Consider the following 21,291-nt stretch of genomic DNA (forward strand, 5'->3'; position numbering starts at 1 on the left):
TTCATACTCTCCGTTGTTGAACTGAATCTTTTATCGCTCAGCCTCGTTGCGACGGGTGCCAGAACGTCACTGCCTTTTCCAGCAATGCGACCCCGCCATAAAATGCCGACCCGACGATCGCGGCAACCACGATTTCGGCCCAGACAAGATCCAGCGCCAGTTGCCCGACACTGGTGGAAATCCGGAAACCCATCCCCTTGATCGGGCTTCCGAAAAATTCCGCCACGATGGCGCCGATCAGCGCCAGGGTGGTGGTGATTTTCAAACCGTTGAAGATGAACGGCATCGCCGCGGGCAGCCGCAGCTTCAGCAGCGTCTTGCCATACCCGGCGGCATAGGTGCGCATCAGGTCGCGCTGCATCTTGTCGGTGGCCTGCAGCCCTTCGACCGCGTTGACCAGCATCGGGAAGAACACCATCACCACCACGATGGCGGCCTTCGACTGCCAATCAAAACCGAACCACATGACCAGGATCGGCGCCATGCCGACGATCGGCAGGGCGGCCACGAAATTGCCCACCGGCAGCAGCCCCTTTTGCAGGAACGGGTACCGGTCGATCACGATGGCGGTCAGGAAGGCGCCGCCGCAGCCCAGGATATACCCCGACAGGGCGCCCTTCAGCACCGTCTGCACGAAATCCTGCCACAGGATGCCGGTCGAGGCCGCGAAGCGCACGGCGATGGCCGTGGGCGCCGGCAACAGCACCGGGTTGATATTGAACCCGCGCACAGCGCATTCCCACAAGACCACCACGGTGACGCCGAAGATCACCGGCACCAGAAGCGACGTGGCGCGCGATTTCGGCAGCCGCGCCAGCCAGACATTGGCGCGCCAGCCCACAAGCCAGGCGATAAACCCGAAGACAATCCAGCCCATCACGCCATCCCCATCCGCTTGAGAACAATCTTCTGGATCAGCCCGATCAGCGCCACCAGCACTGCGGCCAGCGCCGCCGCCATGATCAGCGCGCTCCAGATCTGGATGGTCTGACCGTAATAGCTGCCCGCCAGCAGGCGCGCGCCAAGCCCCGCAACCGCGCCGGTCGGCAGCTCACCCACGATGGCCCCCACCAGCGACGCCGCCATCGCCACCTTCAGCGAGGTGAACAGGTAGGGCATCGAGGACGGCAGCCGCAGCCGCCAGAATTCCTGGCCCTTGGTGGCGCTCCAGGTCTTCATCTGGTCCAGCTGCATCATGCCGGGGCTGCGCAGCCCCTTCACCATGCCGACCACGACCGGGAAGAAGGACAGGTACATCGAAATCATCGCCTTGGGCAGCAGCCCGGAAATGCCCACCGCGTTCAGCACCACGATGATCATCGGCGCGATGGCCAGGATCGGGATGGTCTGCGACGCGATCACCCAGGGCATCACGCTCATGTCCATCACCCGGTTATAGACGATGCCGATCGCCAGCAGGATGCCGAAACCCGCCCCCAGCAGGAAACCGAGGCCGGTGGCGCTCAGCGTGATCCAGCTGTGATAGATCAGCGACCGCTTGGAAAAGGCGCGGCCATTGAGGATCATCTCGCCGGTGGTGTTCCAGATTTCCACCGCCACTTGATGCGGCGCCGGCAGCTTCGGCTTGGTCTGCGACCAGGTATTGGCGACCAGCTCGCTGAAGCTCGGATCGGTCCCGGCCCGCGTCGCCTGGTCCTTGGCCCAGGCCATGTTCAAACCGACCGACGCGCCGTACCAGATCACGAAGATCGCGGCGACCACGGTCAGGATCGGAAACAGCGATTTCCTCATGCGCCGCCCCCCGCGTTCGTCTTGGTCAAAAGTCTCATGGCTCCGCGCTCTGCCGCGATACCGGAACCGTCCGCGCGCGCCCTGTCCACAGCCGATCCGGCCGCATTCGCCACAGAGTTTAGACCTTCAGGGGATATGCACCGTTTCGGGGCACAAAATGCGCATGTTGCGGCAAACTTAATCATCGTAAGCGTGCCCCGCGCGCAGCCCTTCGCGGACGCGATGGGCGATTTCCAGGAATTCCGGCGTGTCGCGGATATCCAGCGGCCGTTCCTTCGGCAGGGTGCTTTCGATCACGTCGCTGATCCGGCCCGGACGCGGGCTCATCACCACGATCTTGGTCGACAGATACACCGCCTCGGGGATCGAATGTGTAACGAAACCAATGGTTTTGTTGGTCCGGTCCCACAGGTGCAGCAGCTGTTCGTTCAGGTGGTCGCGCACGATTTCGTCCAGCGCGCCAAAGGGTTCGTCCATCAGCAGGATGTCTGCATCGAACGCCAGCGCCCGCGCGATCGACGCGCGCTGCTGCATGCCGCCCGACAGCTGCCAGGGAAATTTCTTTTCAAAACCAGACAGTTCCACCAGATCCAGCACCCGCTGAACCCGTTCGTCCTGATCCGCCTTGCCATAGCCCATGATTTCCAGCGGCAGCCGGATATTGCCGCCGATGGTGCGCCACGGATACAGCCCCGCATGTTGGAAAACGTAACCGTAAGCCCTTGATTTGCGGGCCTCTTCCGGGCTCACCCCGTTGACGGTGATGCTGCCGCCGGTGGGATGTTCCAGATCGGCCATGCAGCGCAGGAAGGTCGTCTTGCCGCAGCCCGAAGGCCCGATGAAACTGACGAAATCGCCCTTCTGGATATCAAGAGTGACATCCTTGAGCGCATGAACGGGGCCATCATTGGTCTGGAAGGTCAGCGACAGGTCTTTGGCGCTGATCACGGTATCGGTCATAAGTCCCTGTGTCTCCGTATCGGTAGCATGTAGCTGCCGGGTCTTATTATGTTTTGGCGGCGCCCCGGGCAATGGCCGGGACGCCGCGTTCTGTCAGTGTATCAGATTCCCGCAGGGATATTCATCGGATCGCGCTGCACCATTTTCGGGCTGGTCAGCTCTTTCCATTTCGACAGCGCCACCGAGGCCGAGTTGAACGCCGGGCGCGGCACGAAACGGCCACGGCCGGGCTGCGGCTGGCTGTTCTGACCCCAGGCCCAGATCACTTCGCCGCGGCTCAGCGTGTAGCGCGCCTGCGCCTTCACGTCGAAGCCTTCGAACACGTTGTAATCCAACACGGAATGGTGGTTGCTGGCGCTGATCGTCTTGCTGATCTTCGGGTCCCAGACCACGATATCGGCATCCGCGCCTTCCACGATCGCCCCCTTCTTGGGGTAGATGTTGAGGATCTTCGCCACGTTGGTCGAGGTCGCGGCGACGAATTCGTTCGGCGTCAGCCGCCCGGTTTCCACGCCCTGGGTCCACAGCACCGCCAGGCGTTCTTCCAGCCCGTTCGACCCGTTCGGGATCATGCAGAAATTGTCGATGCCCATGCGTTTCTGTTCGGTGGTGAACGCCGCGTGGTCGGTGGCGACCACCTGCAGGCTGCCCGATTGCAGACCGGCCCAAAGGCTGTCCTGATGGTCCTTCGAGCGGAACGGCGGCGACATCACCCGGCGCGCGGCGTGGTCCCAGTCCTTGTTGAAATACTCGCTTTCGTCCAGCGTCAGGAACTGCACCAGCGGCTCGCCGTAAACCCGCATGCCCTTTTGGCGCGCTCGCCGGATCGCCTCATGCGACTGTTCACAGCTGACATGCACGATATAGAGCGGCACACCGGCGGTATCGGCGATGGTGATCGCCCGGTTCGCCGCTTCGCCCTCGAACTCCGGCGGGCGGCTATACGCGTGGCCCTCCGGCCCGGTGATCCCCTTCTCCAGCATCTGCTGCTGCATATCGGCCACCAGGTTGCCGTTCTCGGCATGCACCATCGGCAGCGCGCCCAGCTCCTTGCAGCGCTTGAACGAGGCGAACATCTCGTCGTCCTCGATCATCAGCGCGCCCTTGTAGGCCATGAAATGCTTGAAGGAATTGACGCCCATGTCGACGGCATCCTTCATCTCGTCGAAGATGTTCTCGTTCCAGCCGGTGATCGCCATGTGATACCCGACGTCCGAACAGATCTGCGGCGCCGATTTGCGGTGCCATTCGTTGATCGCGTTCTTGATCGACCCGTCTTCGCCCGGCAGGCAGAAATCGATCAGCATGGTGGTACCGCCGACCGCCGCCGCCCAGGTTCCGGATTCAAAGGTTTCCGCCGCGGTGGTGCCCATGAAGGGCATTTCCAGGTGGGTATGCGGGTCGATCCCGCCGGGGATCACGTAAGCGCCTTCGGCATCGATATATTCGTCGCCCTTCAGGTCCTCGCCGATCTGCTTGATCACTTCGCCTTCGATCAGAACATCGGCCTTCCAGGTCCGGTCGGCGGTGCAGACGGTGCCGCCCTTGATCACTTTGGTCGTCATATCACAATCTCCCTGAAAATCCCGGCTTCTTCTGTTCACAAATATCCCGGGGGTCCGGGGGCAGAGCCCCCGGCGCTTTCCAATTTCCCAAGCTTACTCGACGATCTCCGCCGTCTCCAACACGGCATGCAGCAGGACATCCGTACCGGCCGCCGCCCATTCCTTGGAAATCTCTTCCGCCTCGTTATGGCTCAGCCCGTCGACGCAGGGGCACATGATCATCGCGGTCGGCGCCACGTCGTTGATCCAGCAGGCGTCATGCCCGGCGCCGGACACGATATCCATGTGGCTGTAGCCCAGCCGTTCCGCCGCATCGCGCACAGCATTGACCAGCTTTTCGTCGAAGGCGGGCGGATCGAACTGGCCCGAGATCTTCCACTCCAGCGACACGCCGATTTCCTCGCAAAGCTTCGGCGCCTTTTCTTCGAATTCCGCCATCATCGCGTCGATCACATCCTGCAGGTGCGACCGGAAGTCGACGGTGAACACGACCTTGCCGGGGATGATGTTGCGGCTGTTGGGATAGACGTCGATATGACCGATGGCGCCCACCGCGTTGGGCTGATGCGTCATCGCGATCTCGTGCACCAGCTCGGTGATCCGCGCCAGGCCACGGCCCGCGTTCTTGCGCATCGGCATCGGCGTCGACCCGGTGTGGCTTTCCTTACCGGTCACCGTGCATTCGATCCAGCGCAGCCCCTGGCCGTGGGTCACCACGCCGATATCCTTGCCCTCGGCTTCCAGGATCGGGCCCTGTTCGATATGCAGCTCGAACATCGCGTGCATCTTGCGCGCGCCGACCTCTTCGTCGCCGACCCAGCCGATCCGCTTCAGCTCGTCGCCGAATTTCTTGCCCTCGGCATCGACCCGGTCATAGGCCCAGTCCAGTGCATGCTTGCCGGCGAACACGCCCGAAGCCAGCATCGCCGGCGCGAACCGGGTGCCTTCCTCGTTGGTCCAGTTGGTCAGCACGATCGGGTGTTTCGTCTTCACCCCCAGGTCCTGCAGGGTGCGCATCACTTCAAGACCGCCAAGCACCCCCAGAACGCCATCGTATTTGCCGCCGGTCGGCTGGGTATCCAGGTGCGATCCCATATAGACCGGCAGGGCCTCGGGGTCGGTGCCGGGGCGGGAGGCGAACATGTTGCCCATCTTGTCCACACCCATGGTGCAGCCCGCCGCTTCGCACCATTTCTGGAACAGCGCGCGGCCTTCGGCATCCTCATCGGTCAGGGTCTGGCGGTTGTTGCCGCCCGCGATACCCGGCCCGATCTTGGCCATGTCCATCAGGCTGTCCCACAAGCGGTCGCCGTTGATTTTAAGATTGTCGCCATGCACGGCCATCGGATATCTCCCAGTCTGTGCAGCCTCTGCGGGCCTTTGTTCTCTTGCCTCATACGGTTCCTGACCGTATGGTCAAATTCACGACACCACAACCTGACCAACCGGTCAAGAAATATTATCGGACAGATTTCGCCATGGCCGCTCAGCCGCGCTCGAACAGCAAAAAAGAACGCCGCCAGGAAAGCGAAAAGCTTATTTTATCAGCAGCGGAAAAAGTCTTTTCCGAGGCGGGGTTTGGCGGTGCGACGATGCAACTAATCGCCGACATGGCCGGGCTGCCCAAGGCCAACCTGCATTACTATTTCCCGACCAAGGAAGCGCTGTACCGGCAGGTGGTTGAAAACATTTTCCAATTCTGGCTGCAGGCCGCCGACGTGTTCGACCAGGCCGACGGTCCGGCCGAGGGAATCGGCGCCTATATCGACGCCAAGATGGAAATCAGCCGCCGCCACCCGGCCGGGTCCAAGGTCTGGGCGACCGAGGTGATGCACCGCGCCCCGGTGATCCAGGATTACCTGGAAACCACGCTGATGGAATGGACCGAGGGCCGCGCGGCGATCATCAACCGCTGGATCGCGGAAGGCCGGATGGACCCGGTCGATCCCGACCACCTGCTCTATATGCTGTGGGCAACCACCCAGCATTACGCCGATTTCGGCCACCAGATCGAAACCCTGAACGGCGGCAAACCTCTGGACGACGCGCAATGGGAGGCGGCCAAGGCCAGCGTCAAGCGCATCATCCTGAAAGGCATCGGCGTCGTCGAATGACGCGGTTTCTGGACCATTCGACAAGCCTGAGATAGGGTAGCCGCCCAGCCCGACCGGAGCGAAGAATGGACGACGTGACGAAACCCGAGAAAAAGCCAAGCCGCATCCAGCTGCGCAACCGCAAACGCATCCTGGAAGCGGCGCTGGACGTGTTTTCGCAGCACGGCTATCGCGGCGCGACGCTGGATCAGATCGCCGAAGCCTCGGGCCTGTCGAAACCCAATATCCTGTATTATTTCGACGGCAAGGAAGCGATCCACGTGACGCTTCTGAACGCGCTGATGGAAAACTGGCTCGACCCGCTGGCCAAGATGGACCCCGACGGCGACCCGCTGGAGGAAATCCTCGGCTATATCCATCGTAAGGTTCAGATGAGCCGCGAATTCCCCCGTGAAAGCAGGTTGTTCGCCAATGAAATCCTGCAAGGCGCCCCTAGGATGCGGCCGCATCTGGAAACCGGCCTGAAGGTGCTGTTCGACGACAAGACCACGCTGATTCAGCGCTGGATGGACGAGGGCAAGCTGGCCAAGTCCGATCCGCGCCACCTGGTGTTCTCGATCTGGGCCACCACCCAGCATTACGCCGATTTCGAAGTGCAGGTGTCGATCCTGACCGAAGGCGAAGCCGACCCGATCGAAGGGGCCGAGGCGTTTCTAGACAGCATGTATCGGAAGCTGCTGACGCCCTGATCCACCAGGGATGCTTCGCCTGCGGCGAAGCGGATTGGGGGCCAGCCCCCAAGCCCCCGGAGTATTTCGACCAAGAAGAAACAAAGCGCCTGGAGGCTTCTTCTTGGTGCAAATACTCCCGCCGGAGGCGGCACGAAGGAAAATGCCCGAAGGCATTTTCCTGAGATATGAAGCGCGCCCGGAACGGGCGCACACTCTTATTCGGCGGCGCAGGTATTGCCCGGGTTATTCGGGTGTTCCAGCCAGTTGCCATACTCTTCCGGAACCACCTTACCGGTGCGCTGATCCAGCTGGCCGGGTGCCACGCGTTCCATGGTGATGCAGCCCTCGATCGGGCAGACATTGACGCAGAGGTTGCAGGCCACGCATTCTTCGTCCTTGACCGAAAACACCCGGTCTTCGGACATGTCGATGGCCTGGTGGCTGGTGTCTTCGCAGGCGGCATAGCAGCGGCCGCACTTGATGCAGGCGTCTTCGTCGATCTTGGCCTTGGTCACGTAGTTCAGGTTCAGATACTGCCAGTCGGTGACATTGGGCACCGCGCGGCCGACCAGTTCCGAGGTCGAGGTGAAGCCCTTGCGATCCATGTAGTCGGACAGGCCCGAAATCATTTCCTGAACCACCTTGAACCCGTAGGTCATCGCCGCGGTGCAGACCTGCACGTTGCCGGCGCCAAGCGCCATGAATTCGGCCGCGTCGCGCCAGGTGGTCACGCCGCCGATGCCCGACATCGGCAGGTTGGCGGTTTCGGGGTTGCGGGCAATCTCGGCCACCATGTTGAGCGCGATCGGCTTCACCGCCGGGCCGCAATAGCCGCCATGGGTGCCCTTGCCGTCGATCGTCGGTTCCGGCGCGAAATCGTCCAGGTCGACGGAGGTGATCGAGTTGATCGTGTTGATCAGGCTGACCGCGTCGGCACCGCCGCGCAGCGCGGCTTCGGCCGGTTTGCGCACATCGGTGATGTTCGGGGTCAGCTTCACGATGCAGGGCATGCGCGAATGCTTCTTCACCCAGCGGGTCACCATTTCGATGTATTCGGGCACCTGGCCCACCGCCGCACCCATGCCGCGTTCGGCCATGCCGTGCGGACAGCCGAAGTTCAGCTCGACCCCGTCGGCGCCGGTGTCTTCGATCCGCTTGAGGATGTCGGACCAGCTGTCTTCGTCACAGGGCACCATCAGCGAAATGATCAGCGCACGGTCGGGGTAATCGCGTTTCACCGACTTGATTTCGCGCAGGTTCACTTCCAGCGAACGGTCGGTGATCAGTTCGATATTGTTGAGCCCCAGCAGGCGGCGGTCGGCGCCCCAGATCGCGCCGTAGCGTGGGCCGTTGACGTTGACCACCGGCGGCCCTTCGGAACCGAGCGTCTTCCACACGACACCGCCCCAGCCGGCCTCGAAGGCGCGGCGGACGTTGTATTCCTTGTCGGTCGGCGGCGCCGAGGCGAGCCAGAACGGGTTGGGGGATTTGATCCCGATGAAATCGCTTGCGAGATTGGCCATCTGCTTATCTCCCTCTGCTTACGCCATCAGCGTGGCGTGAATGTCTTCGGCGGCGTCGCGGCCTTCGGCCACGGCCGTCACGGTCAGGTCTTCGCCACCCGCGGCACAGTCGCCGCCGGCCCAGACCCCTTCGATGCTGGTACGCCCGGCGCCGGTGACGGCGATCTTGCCGCGCTCCAGGTCCGGCAACTCGCTGCCGCCCAGCGTCTGACCGATCGCCTTGAACACCTGATCGGCGGCCAGGCGGAAGGTCTGACCGGTGGGGCTCAGATCGTCGTCGGTATATTCGAATTCGATCTCGCGCACCGCGCCGTTGCCGATCACTTCCTTGGGCGAGGCATTGGTGATGATCCGCACACCCTTGGAGGCGGCCAGATCCTGTTCGAACACGCTCGCGTTCATCCGGTCGCGGCCACGGCGGTAGACCAGCGAAACGTTCAGCGCGCCTAGCAGCTTCGCTTGCACGGCGGCGTCCACAGCGGTCATGCCGCCACCGATCACCACCACGTCGCGGCCGATTTCGACCGATGCCACATCCGAGGCCTGGCGCAGGTCGGAAATGAAATCCACCGCGTCCAGCACACCGTCCTTGCCTTCGCCTTCGACATTCAGAGCGTTGACGCCGGGCAGGCCGATGGCGAGGAACACCGCGTCATGATCGGCCTTCAGCTTGTCCAGCGACAGCCCGTTGCCGAGCGACTGGCCGTTCTCGACGGTGATGCCGCCGATCTGCAGCAGCCAGTCCACTTCCTTGGCGGCGAAACCACCGACGGATTTGTAGGACGCGATACCGTATTCGTTCAGGCCGCCCGCCTTGGGCCGCGCGTCATAGACGATCACGTCATGGCCCTTCATCGCCAGCCGGTGGGCGCAGGACAGGCCCGCGGGTCCGGCGCCGACGACGGCGATTTTCTTGCCCGTCTCTGCGGCGCGTTTGAACGGGTGCACGCCCGCCGCCATCAGCGTGTCGGTGGCATAGCGCTGCAGGTTGCCGATGGTGACCGGCTTGCCTTCGGCGGTTTCGCGCACGCAGACCTGTTCGCACAGGGTTTCGGTCGGGCAGACCCGGGCGCACATGCCGCCCAGGATGTTCTGCGACAGGATCGTCTTGGCCGCCGCTTCGGGCGTGCCGGTGGCGATCTGACGGATGAACAGGGGAATGTCGATATCGGTCGGACAGGCCGTGGCGCAGGGCGCGTCATGGCAGAAATAGCAGCGGTCCGCCGCCACCAGCGCTTCGTGATCGTCGAGCGGCGGATGCAGGTCCGAGAAATTATCCGACAACTGATCCGCCGGCAAACGTCCTGCAACGATGCCTGGCGTCAGTGCGTTTGAAGTCATTGTTACCTCCACTGAGCTTGGTATTTTTCTTTTCAGTATGTCCCCAAGATATTTTTTATCAACTGGTAAAATTTAAAAAGCGCGATTGGCGGTGGGCTTTCCGCGTCACTGCCCTAAAAAGAGGCAAAACGGCTTGAAACTCCGGGCGGGCGCTGATCCATTGACGCGCGGGATCAGGAGGGGTCAGGAGGAGGAGCCATGGGCCTGCGTTTCTTTTCGAGCAAGGATCGGCCCGTGCATCTGGGCCCCTACCCGCTGGAGCGGTTGAAGCGGCATGGTGCGCTGCCCGATCTGGGCACCGTACCCGCATGGGCTCCGGTGTCCTTCCGCCGCCCGGATGCGCCCGACAGCATCGTCAACGCGATGGGCGAATATCAGGCGATGCTGGACGCGATCCGCGACGGCATGGTGAACAAGACCCGCGCGACCATCCCGGCCGACCCGCTGGAACGATCCAACCACCTGAAAGCTTTCGGCTATTTTTCCGATGCCAGCATGGTCGGCATCTGCCGCCTGCCCGATGCGGCGCGGCTGATTGATCCCGTGCGCAATCCCGATATCGACCGCTTGGCCGATGAATTGCGCACAAGGCAGACCAAGACGCTGGCCTCGGGCATCGACGTGATCATGGCCGAACTGAAAGAGGCGATGGAGGCCCCGCCTTCGGGAATCGACGGTCATAAATACGCGCTGGTTTTCCTTTACGAATACCCCCGCGATCCCGACGCTTACGAGCCCGGAACCGAATGGATCGCCGACGCGCAGGCGCAACGCGCCTGCCTGCGCGCCAATGAAACCGCCGCCGTTTTGGCGAATTACATCCGGCTGCTGGGATGGCAGGCCAAGGCGCATTCCGGGGCGTCTTCGGATGTCGATCTGAACCGGTTGGCGGTGGCGGCGGGGCTGGCGACGGTCGAAGGGGGCGCCTTGGTCGCGCCCTGGATCGGCCCCCGATTCGGCGTCGCAGCGGTGACCTGCGATCTTGGCCTGATCGCCGACAAGCCGCTGGCCCCGATGGCGGATCAGCCGTGGTTCAGCACCAAGGGCCCAGCCTGGTGGCTGGGCAAGGGATTTGCCAAATCGGCGCTGAACCGCGATCCCTTCGCCAAGCGCCGCTTTGCCGACGGGCCGCAACCCTTCGAGCGGCTGAAACGGGTTGAGGACCCGACCACCTTCATCGACGAACCCAACGTCGCCCGGGTGCCCAAGCGCGCCGACATGTTCGCCCGCGCCCAGTTCGGCGATATGGGCAAGCACGTGCAGGACGGTGCCAAGGGCGGGCACTACGCCCGCAAATCCGCCCCCAGCTTCGCGCAGCGCCGGGCGCTTGGCGCTTTCGTGGTGATCCAGAACGGCGATCCCAACCCGCACGGGCTGCGCCCCTCCGACCCGCAGATCAACGCCTCCAATATCAAGGCGACCAGCTATTTCCTCGGAGTCGATGCGGTCGGGCTCAGCCGTTGCCCCGATTGGGCATGGTACAGCCACGACGCCGCAGGCGACCCGATCGACCCGCCGCATGATCAGGCGATCAGCATGATCATCGACCAAGGCTACGAGACGATGGAAGGCGCCAGCGGCGATGATTGGATTTCCGTCGCCCAGTCGATGCGCGCCTACCTGCGCTTTTCGCTTCTGGGCGGGGTGATCGCAAAACATATCCGCAATCTTGGATATAATGCCAAGGCCCATACGGTGATGGATGGTGAGGTGCTGCAACCGCCGCTTCTGCTGCTGTCCGGCCTGGGAGAGGTCAGCCGCATCGGCGAAGTGATCCTGAACCCCTACCTCGGCCCGCGGCTGAAATCCGGGGTGGTGACCACCGACATGCCGATGGCGCATGACAAGCCGATCGATTTCGGGCTGCAGGCGTTTTGCGCATCCTGCAACAAATGCGCCCGCGAATGCCCGTCGGGCGCAATCACCGCCGGGCCGAAGCTGATGTTCAACGGCTACGAAATCTGGAAATCCGACAGCCAGAAATGCGCCACCTACCGGATCACCACCGAAGGCGGCGCGATGTGCGGCCGCTGCATGAAGACCTGCCCGTGGAACCTCGAAGGGCTGTTCGCCGAAGCACCGTTCCGCTGGGCGGCGTCGAATATCCCGGCGCTGGCGCGGCCCTTGGCGAAGCTTGACGATGCGGTGGGCAATGGCGGGCTGAACGACACCAAGAAATGGTGGTGGGATATCGAACTGCAGGACGATGGCGGTTACCACCCGACGCAACACCCGCTGAACCGGCGCGATTTGCAGACCGAAATCGACCTGAAATACGAAGATCAGACGCTGGCCGTCTATCCCGCGCCGCTGGCGCCGCCGCCCTGGCCCTACCCGTTCCCGATGGACCGCGAGGCGGGGATCGCCGCCTATGAGGCGATGGTCACGGCAGACGAATACCGCGACCGGCTGGCCAAGGGCGATCTGTCCGTCGTCCACCGCTACACCACACCCAGCGATCCACCGGTGATCCGCGTCGCGGTCAGCAAGGCGGAAAAGATGACCGCCGACGTGACCAAATACGAATTCTCGACCCTCGACGGGTCACCCCTGCCCGACTGGTCGGCGGGCGCGCATCTGGACGTGCTGGTCGCGCCGGAATTCCTGCGGCAATATTCGATGTCGGGCGATCCGGCGGATCACACGAAATACCAGATAGGTGTGTTGCGCGAAGACGAAGGGCGCGGCGGGTCGCTGCTGATGCACCGGATTTTCAACGAGGGGCGCAAGGTCTTCATCTCCAAGCCGATCAACCATTTCCCGCTGGCCGAGGAGGCGACGAAAACCTTCCTGATGGGCGGCGGCATCGGCGTGACGCCGATGATCGCCTTTGCCCACCGCCTGCACGAGTTGGGCCGCGATTTCGCGCTGCATTATTCCTGTTCCACCCGCGCAGGCGCCGGGTATCTGGACGATCTGGCGGGGATGCCCTGGGCCGGCAAGGTGCATTACCATTTCAGCGATGAAGACAGCCGCGCCGATCTCGACGCGGTGCTGGCGGGGTATCAAGACGGCTGGCACGTCTATACCTGCGGGCCGGATCGTTACATGTCAGGGGTGATCGACGCCGCCACGCGGCAGGGTTTCCCCGAAGAAGCCCGGCACCTGGAATATTTCAGCGTCCCGGAACAGCCGGACTATGAAAACCACCCCTTCACCCTGCGGCTGAAGGACGGGCGGGAATTGCGGGTGCCCGAGGACAAATCGGCCTCGGACGTGTTGCTGGAAAACGGCATCCACGTCGATGTGAAATGTTCCGACGGCATCTGCGGCGTGTGCAAATGCGGGCTGGTCAGCGGCGCGGTCGAACACCGCGATTTCGTGCTGTCCAACAAGCAGCGGGAAAACACCATCATCCTGTGCCAGTCGCGCGCGGCCGACCCCGATGGCGTCATCGAAATAGACCTCTAGCCTCAGAATCGGGCAGTATCGTCACCGTCATGAGACATTCGTCGCACAAAATCTTTCTGCAGTTGCGAAATAAACGACGCAGGCGTAGGGATTGAACCATGACCGCAAAGAAACGCCTTTCGAAATCCGACTGGTTGCAAGCCGGTTTCGCCGCCCTGGTCCAGGACGGCCCGGTCGCGTTGAAGGCCGAACCATTGGCCCGGCGGCTGAACACCACCAAGGGGTCGTTCTACTGGCATTTCGCCGATGTGCCCGCCTATCACGGCGCGCTTTTGGACGTGTGGGAGGCCGAGGCGCTGTCGCCGATCGCCCGCATTCTGGACGAAGAACCCAATTCCGGCGCCAAGCTGCGCCGCTTGGGCCAGGAAATTACCGATTACGCCAGCGACGTCACCGCGCAGGAAAATCCAGAACGCGCCATCCGCGCCTGGGCCCAGGGCGATGAATCCGTGGCGGGCCGGGTGGAAAAGGTCGACGGGCTGCGGCTGAACCTGCTGGCCGAACTGCTGCGCGACAACGGCATCACCAACCCCGACTGGGCGCGGGTGATCCTCGGCTCGACCATCGGGATCAAGAGCCTGCCCGCGAATGCCAGCGACGCGGACGGGCCGATGGGATCACTTGTCGATCTGGTTCTCGCCCTGCGCTGAGCGCCGCACCAGCACGTCGATGAACCTTTGCCGCGCTTGCGGAAGCGGCTTGCCATGCGCCCCCTCCTGCAGCGATTTGCGCAGGAAGAACCCGGTCACCTCAAGCCCCTGCAGGATATTGGACAGCGGGAATTCGGTTCCACCCAGCAGGCATTCCGGCAGCGGCAACAACCGGTCGGCCCATTCCCCCGCCCCCGCGCGCGACACCGCCCGGCCGGTCCGGGGCGAGATATAGCTCAGGTCATTCGCCGCCCCGACGACGGCGCAGGACGACAGGTCGAGCCCGTAACCCAGCTCCTCCAACAGCGCCAGTTCCCAGCGAAGATAGGCCAGCGGCCAGAGATCGGTTTCGTCCAGCACATCCAGCAGCGCCTCGGTGCGCTGATAAAGCGGCAGATGCACCTCGCGTTCGGGCAGCGCATACAGCAGCATCGCGCAGACCGCGTTCAGCCCCGCCAGCGCCTGCCGATCCGACATCACCATCGCCGCGCGGCTGCGCAGCGGTTCGACGGTGTAGCTGCCGATATGATCGGCCAGCCGCGCCTTCCATGTCACGTCGAGCTGCGCGCCGGGCTGCAGCACGGGGGCGATTTTCCGGCTGGTCGCACCGCGCATCACGCCGGCATGACGGCCGTGTTCGGGGGTTAACAGCTCCAAGATGGCCGCGTTTTCCCCGTGCCGTTTCACCGCCAGCAATATGCCCTGATCGCGCCATTCCATGGCGGGACTGTGGGGCAGCCGTCAGGGTAAGTGCAAGATCAATTGCGGATCGCGGGACCTGATCGGGATTGCGAAACAGAGGGCAGCGCCCGACCGCGGGTGGGCGCACAAACGCCCTGATATGGCACTTTATCCATCCGGGCACGTCCTTGGCTTCAGTCTCTCGAAGACCTTGAGAAAGCGCCCGCCCGGGGGGCGGTCGGGCGCTGCCCGGCGGCGCGGGGCGCCGCTGTTCGGGCTGGGTTTATTGCCCGGATGGACCGCTAATCCGCCAGCCCCGGCTCATCCAGCAGGTGCCGCCCCTGCCGGTCCTCGACCTCGACCACCCACAGGTCGGGATCGAAGCCGCGCTGCTTGGCGATGGCGGCGTCGACATCGCGCTCCTCGCCCGCGACCAGTTCCATCCACTTGCGTGCGCCGGTCATCAGGTCGAAGGAGCGCTGATAGGCCACCGCCCGCCCGTCCAGCGTGTTGAGCTTGATCAGAACCGCGCCGGCGGTGTCGTCGCCGTGCGAGACGACGAAGGCCGGGATGTCGTACAGGCGCAGCCGGGTCAGATAGGCATCGACCCAGATCCGGGCGGTCAGGCGCATGGCCTCAGTTCCCGTCCTTGAAATCCAGCCCCATTTCGGAATAGCGCGCGGCCTCGTCCAGCCAGCCGGTGCGTACCTTCACCTGCAAAAACAGATGCACCTTGCGGCCGAGGAATTCTTCCATCTCTTCGCGCGCGGCGGTGCTGATAGCCTTGATGGTTTCGCCGCGATGGCCCAGCACGATGCCCTTGTGCCCGTCGCGGGCGACATAGATCACCTGGTCGATCCGGGCCGAGCCGTCCTTGCGTTCTTCCCAGTTCTCGGTTTCCACGGTCAACTGGTAGGGCAATTCCTGGTGCAGCCGCAAGGTCAGCTTTTCGCGGGTAATTTCGGCGGCGATCATCCGCATCGGCAGATCGGCGATCTGGTCTTCGGGGTAAAGCCACGGACCTTCGGGCAATTCGCCCGCCAGCCATTCGCGCAGATCGTCGATACCATAGCCCTTTTCGGCCGAGATCATGAAGGTCTTGGCGAAGGGATAACGCTCGTTCAGGTCCTTGGACAGCGCCAACAGCGCCTCGGCCTTGACCCGGTCGATCTTGTTGATCGCCAAAGCCACCGTGCGGCCCTTGCCGATATCTTCCAGCCCTTCGAGGATACGCTGCACCCCGTCGGTGACGCCGCGATGCGCCTCGACCATCAGAACGATCACGTCGGCGTCCGCCGCGCCGCCCCAGGCGGCGGCGACCATCGCCCGGTCCAGCCGCCGGCGCGGCTTGAACAGGCCCGGCGTGTCGACGAAGACGATCTGGGCATCGCCCTCGATCGCGACGCCGCGGATGCGGGCGCGGGTGGTCTGCACCTTGTGGGTGACGATCGACACTTTCGCCCCGACCATGCGGTTGGTCAGGGTGGATTTGCCCGCGTTGGGCTCTCCGATCAGGGCAACGAATCCGGCGCGTGTGGTCATCTGGGTCTCCAAAACCGATGAGAGCTTTTACAAGGCCCTAGCGGCAACTTCCATGCGAAAAACCCCAATCCTAACGCAAGACGGACATGCATCTCCTCAGAAATGGGCTCACCACGTTTAACTTAATCAGCGCGTAAACGCTATGCAGCACCGCGACGGACCATTCCGAAACGCGCAGGCGCCGTGCTTCGCGGCGATCATATTCGACCTGGTAGCGATCTTCCTCGGCGACGCATCTGTTGACCATCTGCATCGCATGTTCATTGGCCTTGAACATCGCTTCCTGGGCTTCCAGCCGGCAACCGGATGCGCGACCTAGCCCTCGGGATAAACTTCCTGCAGGCTCTTGGCCGTCATATGCGCCAGGTTCGGTCTGAACTTGTTCAGAAAGCGGATGATCGCCAGCTCGCCATCGGTCAGGCCGCGATTGATCGTTTTCGCCTGGTCGAAGGCCTCGAATTCGCCTTCCTGCAATCCCAGCCACGCCATGGCGACCTCGAAAACTTTGTCCTTGCAGGTCGAATAGTTCTTGATCGTCAATGCAATCTTGCGGCTCTGCCGCAGCGGCTTGATCGCCTTCACGACAAATCGTGGCCGGCTGTATTGCGACAAGAAACTGTCGAAGCTGTCAGAATGCCCGCGATAGCGCACGCCCTGCATATAGACGGACTGGGCATGTTCCATCGGGTTCCGGATGAAAAGCAGCACCTCGATCCGGTCGAACCCATGGGCCGCGGCCATACGTTCCCAGGCTTTGGTCGTCTCTTCCGGGTTTCTCACCAGCTGATTGAAAAAACCCTCATAGCTGACCAGGACATCCATATCGTCCGGCGCCATGGTCAGGAGTTCCTCGATACCCATCGTCTGGGCGTTCCCGGAGGTCACCCCGAATTCGCGCGCACGGCGCAGCACGGCTGGATCGCCCGGATACGCGATCCCGTGCCGCTCCAGTACCCCGGACTGAATGGCAAAGGACGATTGCAGGAAACTCGATCCCGTCTTGTCGTGCCCGATATGTATCCAGAGTCTTCTCAATGCAGCCTCAAAAAGTCATTTCAAATCAAGTTCAAGGAACCATTCGCGCCCGCGCCGCATTCCCGCGCCTTGTCGGGTCGGATCAGGATTGACGCATCCGCCCCCTGTCGTCCTTGACGATCCAGTCTTGCCGCGCCGCCACGGTCGAGGCAACAGATCCAGTCACGTCAACCGGTCAAGCAGCGCCTTCGCCGCCGCCTGCTCGGCCTGGCGCTTCGATCCGGCGGTGGCGTCTTCGCTTTCGCCGTTTTCCAGCTCGACCCGGATGGTGAAGACCGGCGCGTGATCGGGCCCCGACCGCGCGGTTTCCACGTATTTCGGCGGCCTCTCACCGCGCGCCTGGGCCCATTCCTGCAACGACGTCTTGGCGTCGCGCGCATCGGCCTTCACGTCGTCGATCCGATTGCCCCACAGCCGCAGCACTATCGTGCGCGCCGCCTCGAACCCGGCATCCAGATAGACGGCGGCGATCACCGCCTCCATCGCGTCGCCCAGCAGCGCCTGCTTGCGCCGCCCGCCCGACATCATTTCCGACCGGCCCAGCTTCAGCACCGCGCCCAGATCGATATCCTTGGCCACGTCGGCGCAGGCTTCCTTGCGCACCAGGGCGTTGAAGCGCGGCGCCAGCTGGCCTTCGGTCGCGGATTTGTCGCGCCCCAGCAGGGCCTCGGACATCACCAGCCCCAGCACCCGGTCGCCCAGGAATTCCAGCCGCTGGTTATCTTCCCGCGTGGGCGAGGACATCGAGGAATGGGTCACCGCGCGCAGCAGCAGCTCGGGCTCGGCGAAGCGATGCCCGATGCGGCCTTCGAAGGCCTTCAGATCGGCAGACAGCTTCACTCGATCCCCTTCAGGTAACGGTCCGACCGCCAGGTCCAGAAGGCCAGCATCGAGCGGCCCGCGGACGAGAACATGATGCGGTCGGCGCGGCCGATGATGTTTTCATAGGGCACGAAACCGACACCGCCGGCCTGCTGCGGCACGCGGCTGTCGGTGGAATTGTCGCGGTTGTCGCCCATGAAGAAATAATGCCCCTGGGGCACGGTATAGATCGGCGTGTTGTCCGAGCTCTGGTTGCCGATATTCAGCACCGCGTGTTCCACCCCGTTCGGCAGGGTTTCGATCTGGCGCGACTTCATGCAGTCGCCGCCGGTGCCCACCGGCCCGTTTTCGCAACGCGGGCGCAGCCCCTGCGGCCCTTGCGGAGCGGCCGGTTCGACGAAGATGCCGTCGTCTTTCACCTTCACCGCCTCGCCATTGATATGCAGCACCCCGTTTTTCATCTGCACGGTGTCGCCGGGCAGGCCGATCAGGCGCTTGATGTAATCGGTGCCGTTGACCGGGTGGCGGAACACGATCACGTCGCCGCGTTCGGGTTCGCTGCCCATGACCCGGGTGTTGTCGCCGTCCAGGAAGCCGCACAGGGTCTTGGCATCGATGCCCAGGGGACGGATCGTCGGGCAGGAGGCGTAGGAATAGCCATAGGCCATCTTATTGACGAACAGGAAATCGCCGATCAGCAGCGTGTCCTTCATCGACCCGGACGGGATCCAGAACGGTTGGAAAAAGACCGTGCGGAACACCCCCGCGATCAGCAGGGCATAGACCACCGTCTTGATGGTTTCGACGACGGCGTTTCCTTTATTGGCGTCAGCGGCCATTGGGGCTTTCTCCTGAATGCGAGGTTGCAGAGGTAGATGAGCGGATGGGGCTTGACTGTCAACCCAAAGGCCGGGCCTCGATCACCACGAAGGCCTGCGCCCAAGGATGATCATCGGTCAAAGTTACGTGAATGATCGCCTCGTGCCCGGGCGGTGTCATCGCGTCGAGCCGTTCGCGCGCCCAGCCGGTGACCTCCATCACCGGCTGGCCGGTATCGATGTTGCTGACCGCCATGTCCTTCCAGGCGATCCCCATACGAAGGCCGGTGCCAAGCGCCTTGGAACAGGCTTCCTTGGCGGCCCAGCGTTTGGCATAGGTGCCGGCCACGTCCTTGCGGCGTTCGGCCTTGCGCTGTTCGGTGGCGGTGAAGACGCGGTCGCGGAAGCGGTCGCCGAAACGGTCCAGCGTTCCGGCGATCCGTTCGATATTTGCCAGATCGGAGCCTATTCCCAGGATCATGTTCGTCCGCCGGGCCGCTTAGCGCGACTTGCCCTTCTTCTTCGCGGCATTAAGCGCCGACCGCGCCCCCAGGCCCAGGAAATAGCGGGTCACGAGGAGGGCCAGCAGCGCCTGCAGCAGCACCGCCCCCATCAGGATGCCACCGCCCGCGCGCATCGCCATCAGCGCCCGCATCTGCGGCACGACAAAGCTCAGCGCCACGGTCGCGACCATCGCGATGGCCAGCACCACAAGCGCCGCACTGCGCGAGAACCGCCACATCTCGGGGCTTTCGGGCAGGCGCTTTTCCTTCATCGCGTACCGGTGGCCTTCGATCATCGCCGCCGTCATCGGCGGGATGATCGCCATGCCGCCGTTGAAGATGTCGATCCCGAACAGGGCCTGCACCGCGAGCGAAAGCAGCCCCAGCCCGACGGCGACCCCCACGAAGATCAGCGCGTAACGGCGAATGTTCATGCGTCCACCTCTGCCCGCGCCTCGTCCATCAGGCGGCGCATTTCCTGGATCGCCGGGCCAAGGCCGCGGAAGATCGCTTCGCCGATGATGAAGTGACCGATATTGAGCTCCATCACCTCGGGGAAGGCGGCGATGGGCTTCACCGTTTCATATGTCAGCCCGTGACCGGCATGGACCTCCAGCCCAAGCGAATGGGCATAGGCGGCCATTTCGCGCAGCGCCACCAACTCGGCATCGCGGTCGTCGAAACGGCCCTCGGCATGGGCGTCGCAATAGGCGCCGGTATGCAGTTCGATCACCTGCGCGCCGATCTTGGCGGCGGCGTCGATCTGTTTCTTGTCGGCGGCGATGAAGATCGATACCCGGCAGCCCGCTTCGCGCAAGGGCGCGATGAAATGGGCCAGCCGGTTTTCTTCGCGCGCCACTTCCAGCCCGCCCTCGGTGGTGCGTTCCTCGCGCTTTTCGGGCACCAGGCAGACCGCGTGCGGCTTGTGGCGCAGCGCGATGGCCTGCATTTCCGGCGTCGCCGCCATTTCGAAATTCAGCGGCACCGACAGGACTTCCATCAGACCGTCGATATCGGCGTCCGAAATGTGGCGGCGGTCTTCGCGCAGATGCGCGGTGATGCCGTCGGCGCCGAATTCCTCGGCTATCTTGGCGGCGCGCAACGGATCGGGATAGGCCCCGCCGCGCGCATTGCGCACCGTGGCCACGTGATCGATATTCACCCCAAGACGCAGTTTTCCCAAAGGCTGCATGGCCTTCTCCTCGTGTTTCGAATGACCGTCCCCGTCAGCGGCCAACCTAGTCGCCTTTTGACGGATCGTCAGCCTTCAGATGCGCTTTTTTCTTCAGCGCGGCCAATTTCGCTTTCAGCACCCCCTTGCGGCGGTGTTGATAGGCCCGGATCAGCGGCACCGAGACGTAGTAACAGACCAGCCCGGCGATGATCCCGGGAATGATGCCGCCGACCATGTAGGGAAAGAACACTTCGTCGTAAAACAGCTCCAGCCGGTGCCAATCCATGTCGGCCTCGGTGAAAACGGCGAAGAAATTATGCTGCAGATCGGCCCCGGCATCGAGGAACTTGCCCGCCAGCGACCGTTCCACATCGTCGTGCTGCAGGTGTCGACCGAGCAGGAAATACCCCGTCTTCATCGAAATCACGCCGATCGGCAGATAGGTCAGCGGGTTGCCGAAAAACGTGCCCAGCAGCGCCGCCAGGATATTGCCGCGCAGGATGAAGGCCAGGGTCCCGGCGATCACGAAATGCATGCCGAAAAACGGCGTGAAGGTGGTGAAAACCCCGGCAAAGATGCCGCGGGCGATCTTTTCGGGGGAATCGGGCAGCCGCCGCAGCCGGTGCTTCACATATTGCGCCGCCCGGCCCCAGCCACCGCGGGGCCAGAAGAATTCGAACACGATCCTCCAGATCGGTCGACGGTCGCGGCGTTTGAAGACCAAGGCTT

Annotated in this window: 22 protein-coding genes; 4 read left to right on the forward strand and 18 right to left on the reverse strand. The window is 63.1% G+C overall.

Annotation, left to right across the window (positions count from 1 at the left end; all coding sequences use genetic code 11):
• Nucleotides 1-37 precede the first annotated feature (37 nt).
• The 5 genes from GR167_RS15570 to GR167_RS15590 all read right to left on the reverse strand — a co-directional run bounded on the left by GR167_RS15570 (nt 38) and on the right by GR167_RS15590 (nt 5,621).
• A complete protein-coding gene (locus GR167_RS15570; protein WP_160974641.1) occupies nt 38-877 on the reverse strand; it encodes an ABC transporter permease in 840 nt (279 codons plus the stop codon).
• Nucleotides 877-1,752: an ABC transporter permease gene (locus GR167_RS15575; protein WP_160974642.1), complete on the reverse strand. Its 876-nt coding sequence runs from the start codon at nt 1,750-1,752 to the stop codon at nt 877-879. The genes GR167_RS15570 and GR167_RS15575 overlap by 1 nt, the downstream gene beginning before the upstream one ends.
• Nucleotides 1,753-1,929: 177 nt before the next feature.
• Nucleotides 1,930-2,712 carry an ABC transporter ATP-binding protein gene (locus GR167_RS15580; protein ID WP_160974643.1) on the reverse strand — a complete coding sequence of 261 codons (783 nt, stop codon included), beginning with the start codon at nt 2,710-2,712 and terminating at the stop codon, nt 1,930-1,932.
• 101 nt (nt 2,713-2,813) lie between these two features.
• Complete coding sequence (hydA, locus tag GR167_RS15585) at nt 2,814-4,277, reverse strand: dihydropyrimidinase (protein WP_160974644.1); 1,464 nt, start codon at nt 4,275-4,277, stop codon at nt 2,814-2,816.
• A 93-nt stretch (nt 4,278-4,370) separates the two neighbouring features.
• Complete coding sequence (locus GR167_RS15590) at nt 4,371-5,621, reverse strand: Zn-dependent hydrolase (protein WP_160974645.1); 1,251 nt, start codon at nt 5,619-5,621, stop codon at nt 4,371-4,373.
• Nucleotides 5,622-5,755: 134 nt separating this feature from the next.
• Between GR167_RS15590 and GR167_RS15595 the strand changes: the two genes are divergently transcribed.
• Nucleotides 5,756-6,391 (forward strand): TetR/AcrR family transcriptional regulator, encoded by a 636-nt coding sequence (locus GR167_RS15595; RefSeq protein WP_160974646.1) that lies wholly within the window; start codon nt 5,756-5,758, stop codon nt 6,389-6,391.
• A gap of 65 nt (nt 6,392-6,456) precedes the next feature.
• Complete coding sequence (locus tag GR167_RS15600) at nt 6,457-7,080, forward strand: TetR family transcriptional regulator C-terminal domain-containing protein (protein ID WP_160974647.1); 624 nt, start codon at nt 6,457-6,459, stop codon at nt 7,078-7,080.
• 197 nt (nt 7,081-7,277) lie between these two features.
• Here GR167_RS15600 and preA read toward each other — a convergent pair whose 3' ends face one another.
• Together preA and GR167_RS15610 are read right to left on the reverse strand one after the other, a co-directional pair.
• Complete coding sequence (preA, locus tag GR167_RS15605; protein ID WP_160974648.1) at nt 7,278-8,585, reverse strand: NAD-dependent dihydropyrimidine dehydrogenase subunit PreA; 1,308 nt, start codon at nt 8,583-8,585, stop codon at nt 7,278-7,280.
• A gap of 18 nt (nt 8,586-8,603) precedes the next feature.
• Nucleotides 8,604-9,926 carry an NAD(P)-dependent oxidoreductase gene (locus tag GR167_RS15610; RefSeq protein ID WP_160974649.1) on the reverse strand — a complete coding sequence of 441 codons (1,323 nt, stop codon included), beginning with the start codon at nt 9,924-9,926 and terminating at the stop codon, nt 8,604-8,606.
• Nucleotides 9,927-10,124: 198 nt separating this feature from the next.
• Here GR167_RS15610 and GR167_RS15615 point away from each other — a divergent pair, with 198 nt between their 5' ends.
• Both GR167_RS15615 and GR167_RS15620 read left to right on the forward strand, forming a co-directional pair.
• Nucleotides 10,125-13,337, forward strand: a complete 3,213-nt coding sequence (locus GR167_RS15615; RefSeq protein ID WP_160974650.1) for a reductive dehalogenase — start codon at nt 10,125-10,127, stop codon at nt 13,335-13,337.
• A gap of 98 nt (nt 13,338-13,435) precedes the next feature.
• On the forward strand, nt 13,436-13,987 hold the full coding sequence (locus GR167_RS15620; RefSeq protein ID WP_160974651.1) for a TetR/AcrR family transcriptional regulator: 552 nt from the start codon (nt 13,436-13,438) through the stop codon (nt 13,985-13,987).
• Here the strand turns inward: GR167_RS15620 and recO are convergent.
• The 11 genes from recO to GR167_RS15675 form a co-directional block, all read right to left on the reverse strand.
• A complete protein-coding gene (gene recO / locus GR167_RS15625) occupies nt 13,955-14,707 on the reverse strand; it encodes a DNA repair protein RecO (protein ID WP_160974652.1) in 753 nt (250 codons plus the stop codon). The genes GR167_RS15620 and recO overlap by 33 nt on opposite strands.
• A 263-nt stretch (nt 14,708-14,970) precedes the next feature.
• The gene (locus GR167_RS15630; RefSeq protein ID WP_160974653.1) at nt 14,971-15,300 is read right to left on the reverse strand and encodes a DUF1491 family protein; all 330 of its coding nucleotides are present in this window, start codon (nt 15,298-15,300) and stop codon (nt 14,971-14,973) included.
• A gap of 4 nt (nt 15,301-15,304) precedes the next feature.
• A complete protein-coding gene (gene era / locus GR167_RS15635; RefSeq protein ID WP_160974654.1) occupies nt 15,305-16,210 on the reverse strand; it encodes a GTPase Era in 906 nt (301 codons plus the stop codon).
• A gap of 70 nt (nt 16,211-16,280) precedes the next feature.
• Entirely contained in the window at nt 16,281-16,487 is a 207-nt protein-coding gene (locus GR167_RS15640; protein ID WP_160974655.1) for a hypothetical protein, read from the reverse strand.
• Nucleotides 16,488-16,525: 38 nt separating this feature from the next.
• Nucleotides 16,526-17,245 (reverse strand): hypothetical protein, encoded by a 720-nt coding sequence (locus tag GR167_RS15645; RefSeq protein ID WP_160974656.1) that lies wholly within the window; start codon nt 17,243-17,245, stop codon nt 16,526-16,528.
• A gap of 162 nt (nt 17,246-17,407) precedes the next feature.
• Nucleotides 17,408-18,085, reverse strand: coding sequence for a ribonuclease III (rnc, locus tag GR167_RS15650; RefSeq protein WP_160974657.1), 678 nt, complete (start codon nt 18,083-18,085; stop codon nt 17,408-17,410).
• The gene (gene lepB / locus GR167_RS15655) at nt 18,082-18,906 is read right to left on the reverse strand and encodes a signal peptidase I (RefSeq protein WP_160974658.1); all 825 of its coding nucleotides are present in this window, start codon (nt 18,904-18,906) and stop codon (nt 18,082-18,084) included. The genes rnc and lepB overlap by 4 nt, the downstream gene beginning before the upstream one ends.
• A 58-nt stretch (nt 18,907-18,964) precedes the next feature.
• Nucleotides 18,965-19,366, reverse strand: a complete 402-nt coding sequence (gene acpS / locus GR167_RS15660; protein ID WP_160974659.1) for a holo-ACP synthase — start codon at nt 19,364-19,366, stop codon at nt 18,965-18,967.
• An 18-nt stretch (nt 19,367-19,384) separates the two neighbouring features.
• Nucleotides 19,385-19,822: an ABZJ_00895 family protein gene (locus GR167_RS15665; protein ID WP_160974660.1), complete on the reverse strand. Its 438-nt coding sequence runs from the start codon at nt 19,820-19,822 to the stop codon at nt 19,385-19,387.
• Nucleotides 19,819-20,580 (reverse strand): pyridoxine 5'-phosphate synthase, encoded by a 762-nt coding sequence (locus tag GR167_RS15670; RefSeq protein WP_160974661.1) that lies wholly within the window; start codon nt 20,578-20,580, stop codon nt 19,819-19,821. The genes GR167_RS15665 and GR167_RS15670 overlap by 4 nt, the downstream gene beginning before the upstream one ends.
• 46 nt (nt 20,581-20,626) lie before the next feature.
• Nucleotides 20,627-21,286: a DUF2062 domain-containing protein gene (locus GR167_RS15675; protein WP_160974662.1), complete on the reverse strand. Its 660-nt coding sequence runs from the start codon at nt 21,284-21,286 to the stop codon at nt 20,627-20,629.
• Nucleotides 21,287-21,291: the final 5 nt, after the last annotated feature.

The organism is Thalassovita mangrovi, assembly GCF_009857745.1.
GTDB lineage: Bacteria > Pseudomonadota > Alphaproteobacteria > Rhodobacterales > Rhodobacteraceae > Thalassobius > Thalassobius mangrovi.

Coding starts and splice junctions, on each gene's coding strand:
- GR167_RS15570 (WP_160974641.1), bottom strand. CDS start 877: ATGGGCTGGATTGTCTTCGGGTTTATCGCCTGGCTTGTGGGCTGGCGC.
- GR167_RS15575 (WP_160974642.1), bottom strand. CDS start 1,752: ATGAGGAAATCGCTGTTTCCGATCCTGACCGTGGTCGCCGCGATCTTC.
- GR167_RS15580 (WP_160974643.1), bottom strand. CDS start 2,712: ATGACCGATACCGTGATCAGCGCCAAAGACCTGTCGCTGACCTTCCAG.
- hydA (WP_160974644.1), bottom strand. CDS start 4,277: ATGACGACCAAAGTGATCAAGGGCGGCACCGTCTGCACCGCCGACCGG.
- GR167_RS15590 (WP_160974645.1), bottom strand. CDS start 5,621: ATGGCCGTGCATGGCGACAATCTTAAAATCAACGGCGACCGCTTGTGG.
- GR167_RS15595 (WP_160974646.1), top strand. CDS start 5,756: ATGGCCGCTCAGCCGCGCTCGAACAGCAAAAAAGAACGCCGCCAGGAA.
- GR167_RS15600 (WP_160974647.1), top strand. CDS start 6,457: ATGGACGACGTGACGAAACCCGAGAAAAAGCCAAGCCGCATCCAGCTG.
- preA (WP_160974648.1), bottom strand. CDS start 8,585: ATGGCCAATCTCGCAAGCGATTTCATCGGGATCAAATCCCCCAACCCG.
- GR167_RS15610 (WP_160974649.1), bottom strand. CDS start 9,926: ATGACTTCAAACGCACTGACGCCAGGCATCGTTGCAGGACGTTTGCCG.
- GR167_RS15615 (WP_160974650.1), top strand. CDS start 10,125: ATGGGCCTGCGTTTCTTTTCGAGCAAGGATCGGCCCGTGCATCTGGGC.
- GR167_RS15620 (WP_160974651.1), top strand. CDS start 13,436: ATGACCGCAAAGAAACGCCTTTCGAAATCCGACTGGTTGCAAGCCGGT.
- recO (WP_160974652.1), bottom strand. CDS start 14,707: ATGGAATGGCGCGATCAGGGCATATTGCTGGCGGTGAAACGGCACGGG.
- GR167_RS15630 (WP_160974653.1), bottom strand. CDS start 15,300: ATGCGCCTGACCGCCCGGATCTGGGTCGATGCCTATCTGACCCGGCTG.
- era (WP_160974654.1), bottom strand. CDS start 16,210: ATGACCACACGCGCCGGATTCGTTGCCCTGATCGGAGAGCCCAACGCG.
- GR167_RS15640 (WP_160974655.1), bottom strand. CDS start 16,487: ATGTTCAAGGCCAATGAACATGCGATGCAGATGGTCAACAGATGCGTC.
- lepB (WP_160974658.1), bottom strand. CDS start 18,906: ATGGCCGCTGACGCCAATAAAGGAAACGCCGTCGTCGAAACCATCAAG.
- acpS (WP_160974659.1), bottom strand. CDS start 19,366: ATGATCCTGGGAATAGGCTCCGATCTGGCAAATATCGAACGGATCGCC.
- GR167_RS15665 (WP_160974660.1), bottom strand. CDS start 19,822: ATGAACATTCGCCGTTACGCGCTGATCTTCGTGGGGGTCGCCGTCGGG.
- GR167_RS15670 (WP_160974661.1), bottom strand. CDS start 20,580: ATGCAGCCTTTGGGAAAACTGCGTCTTGGGGTGAATATCGATCACGTG.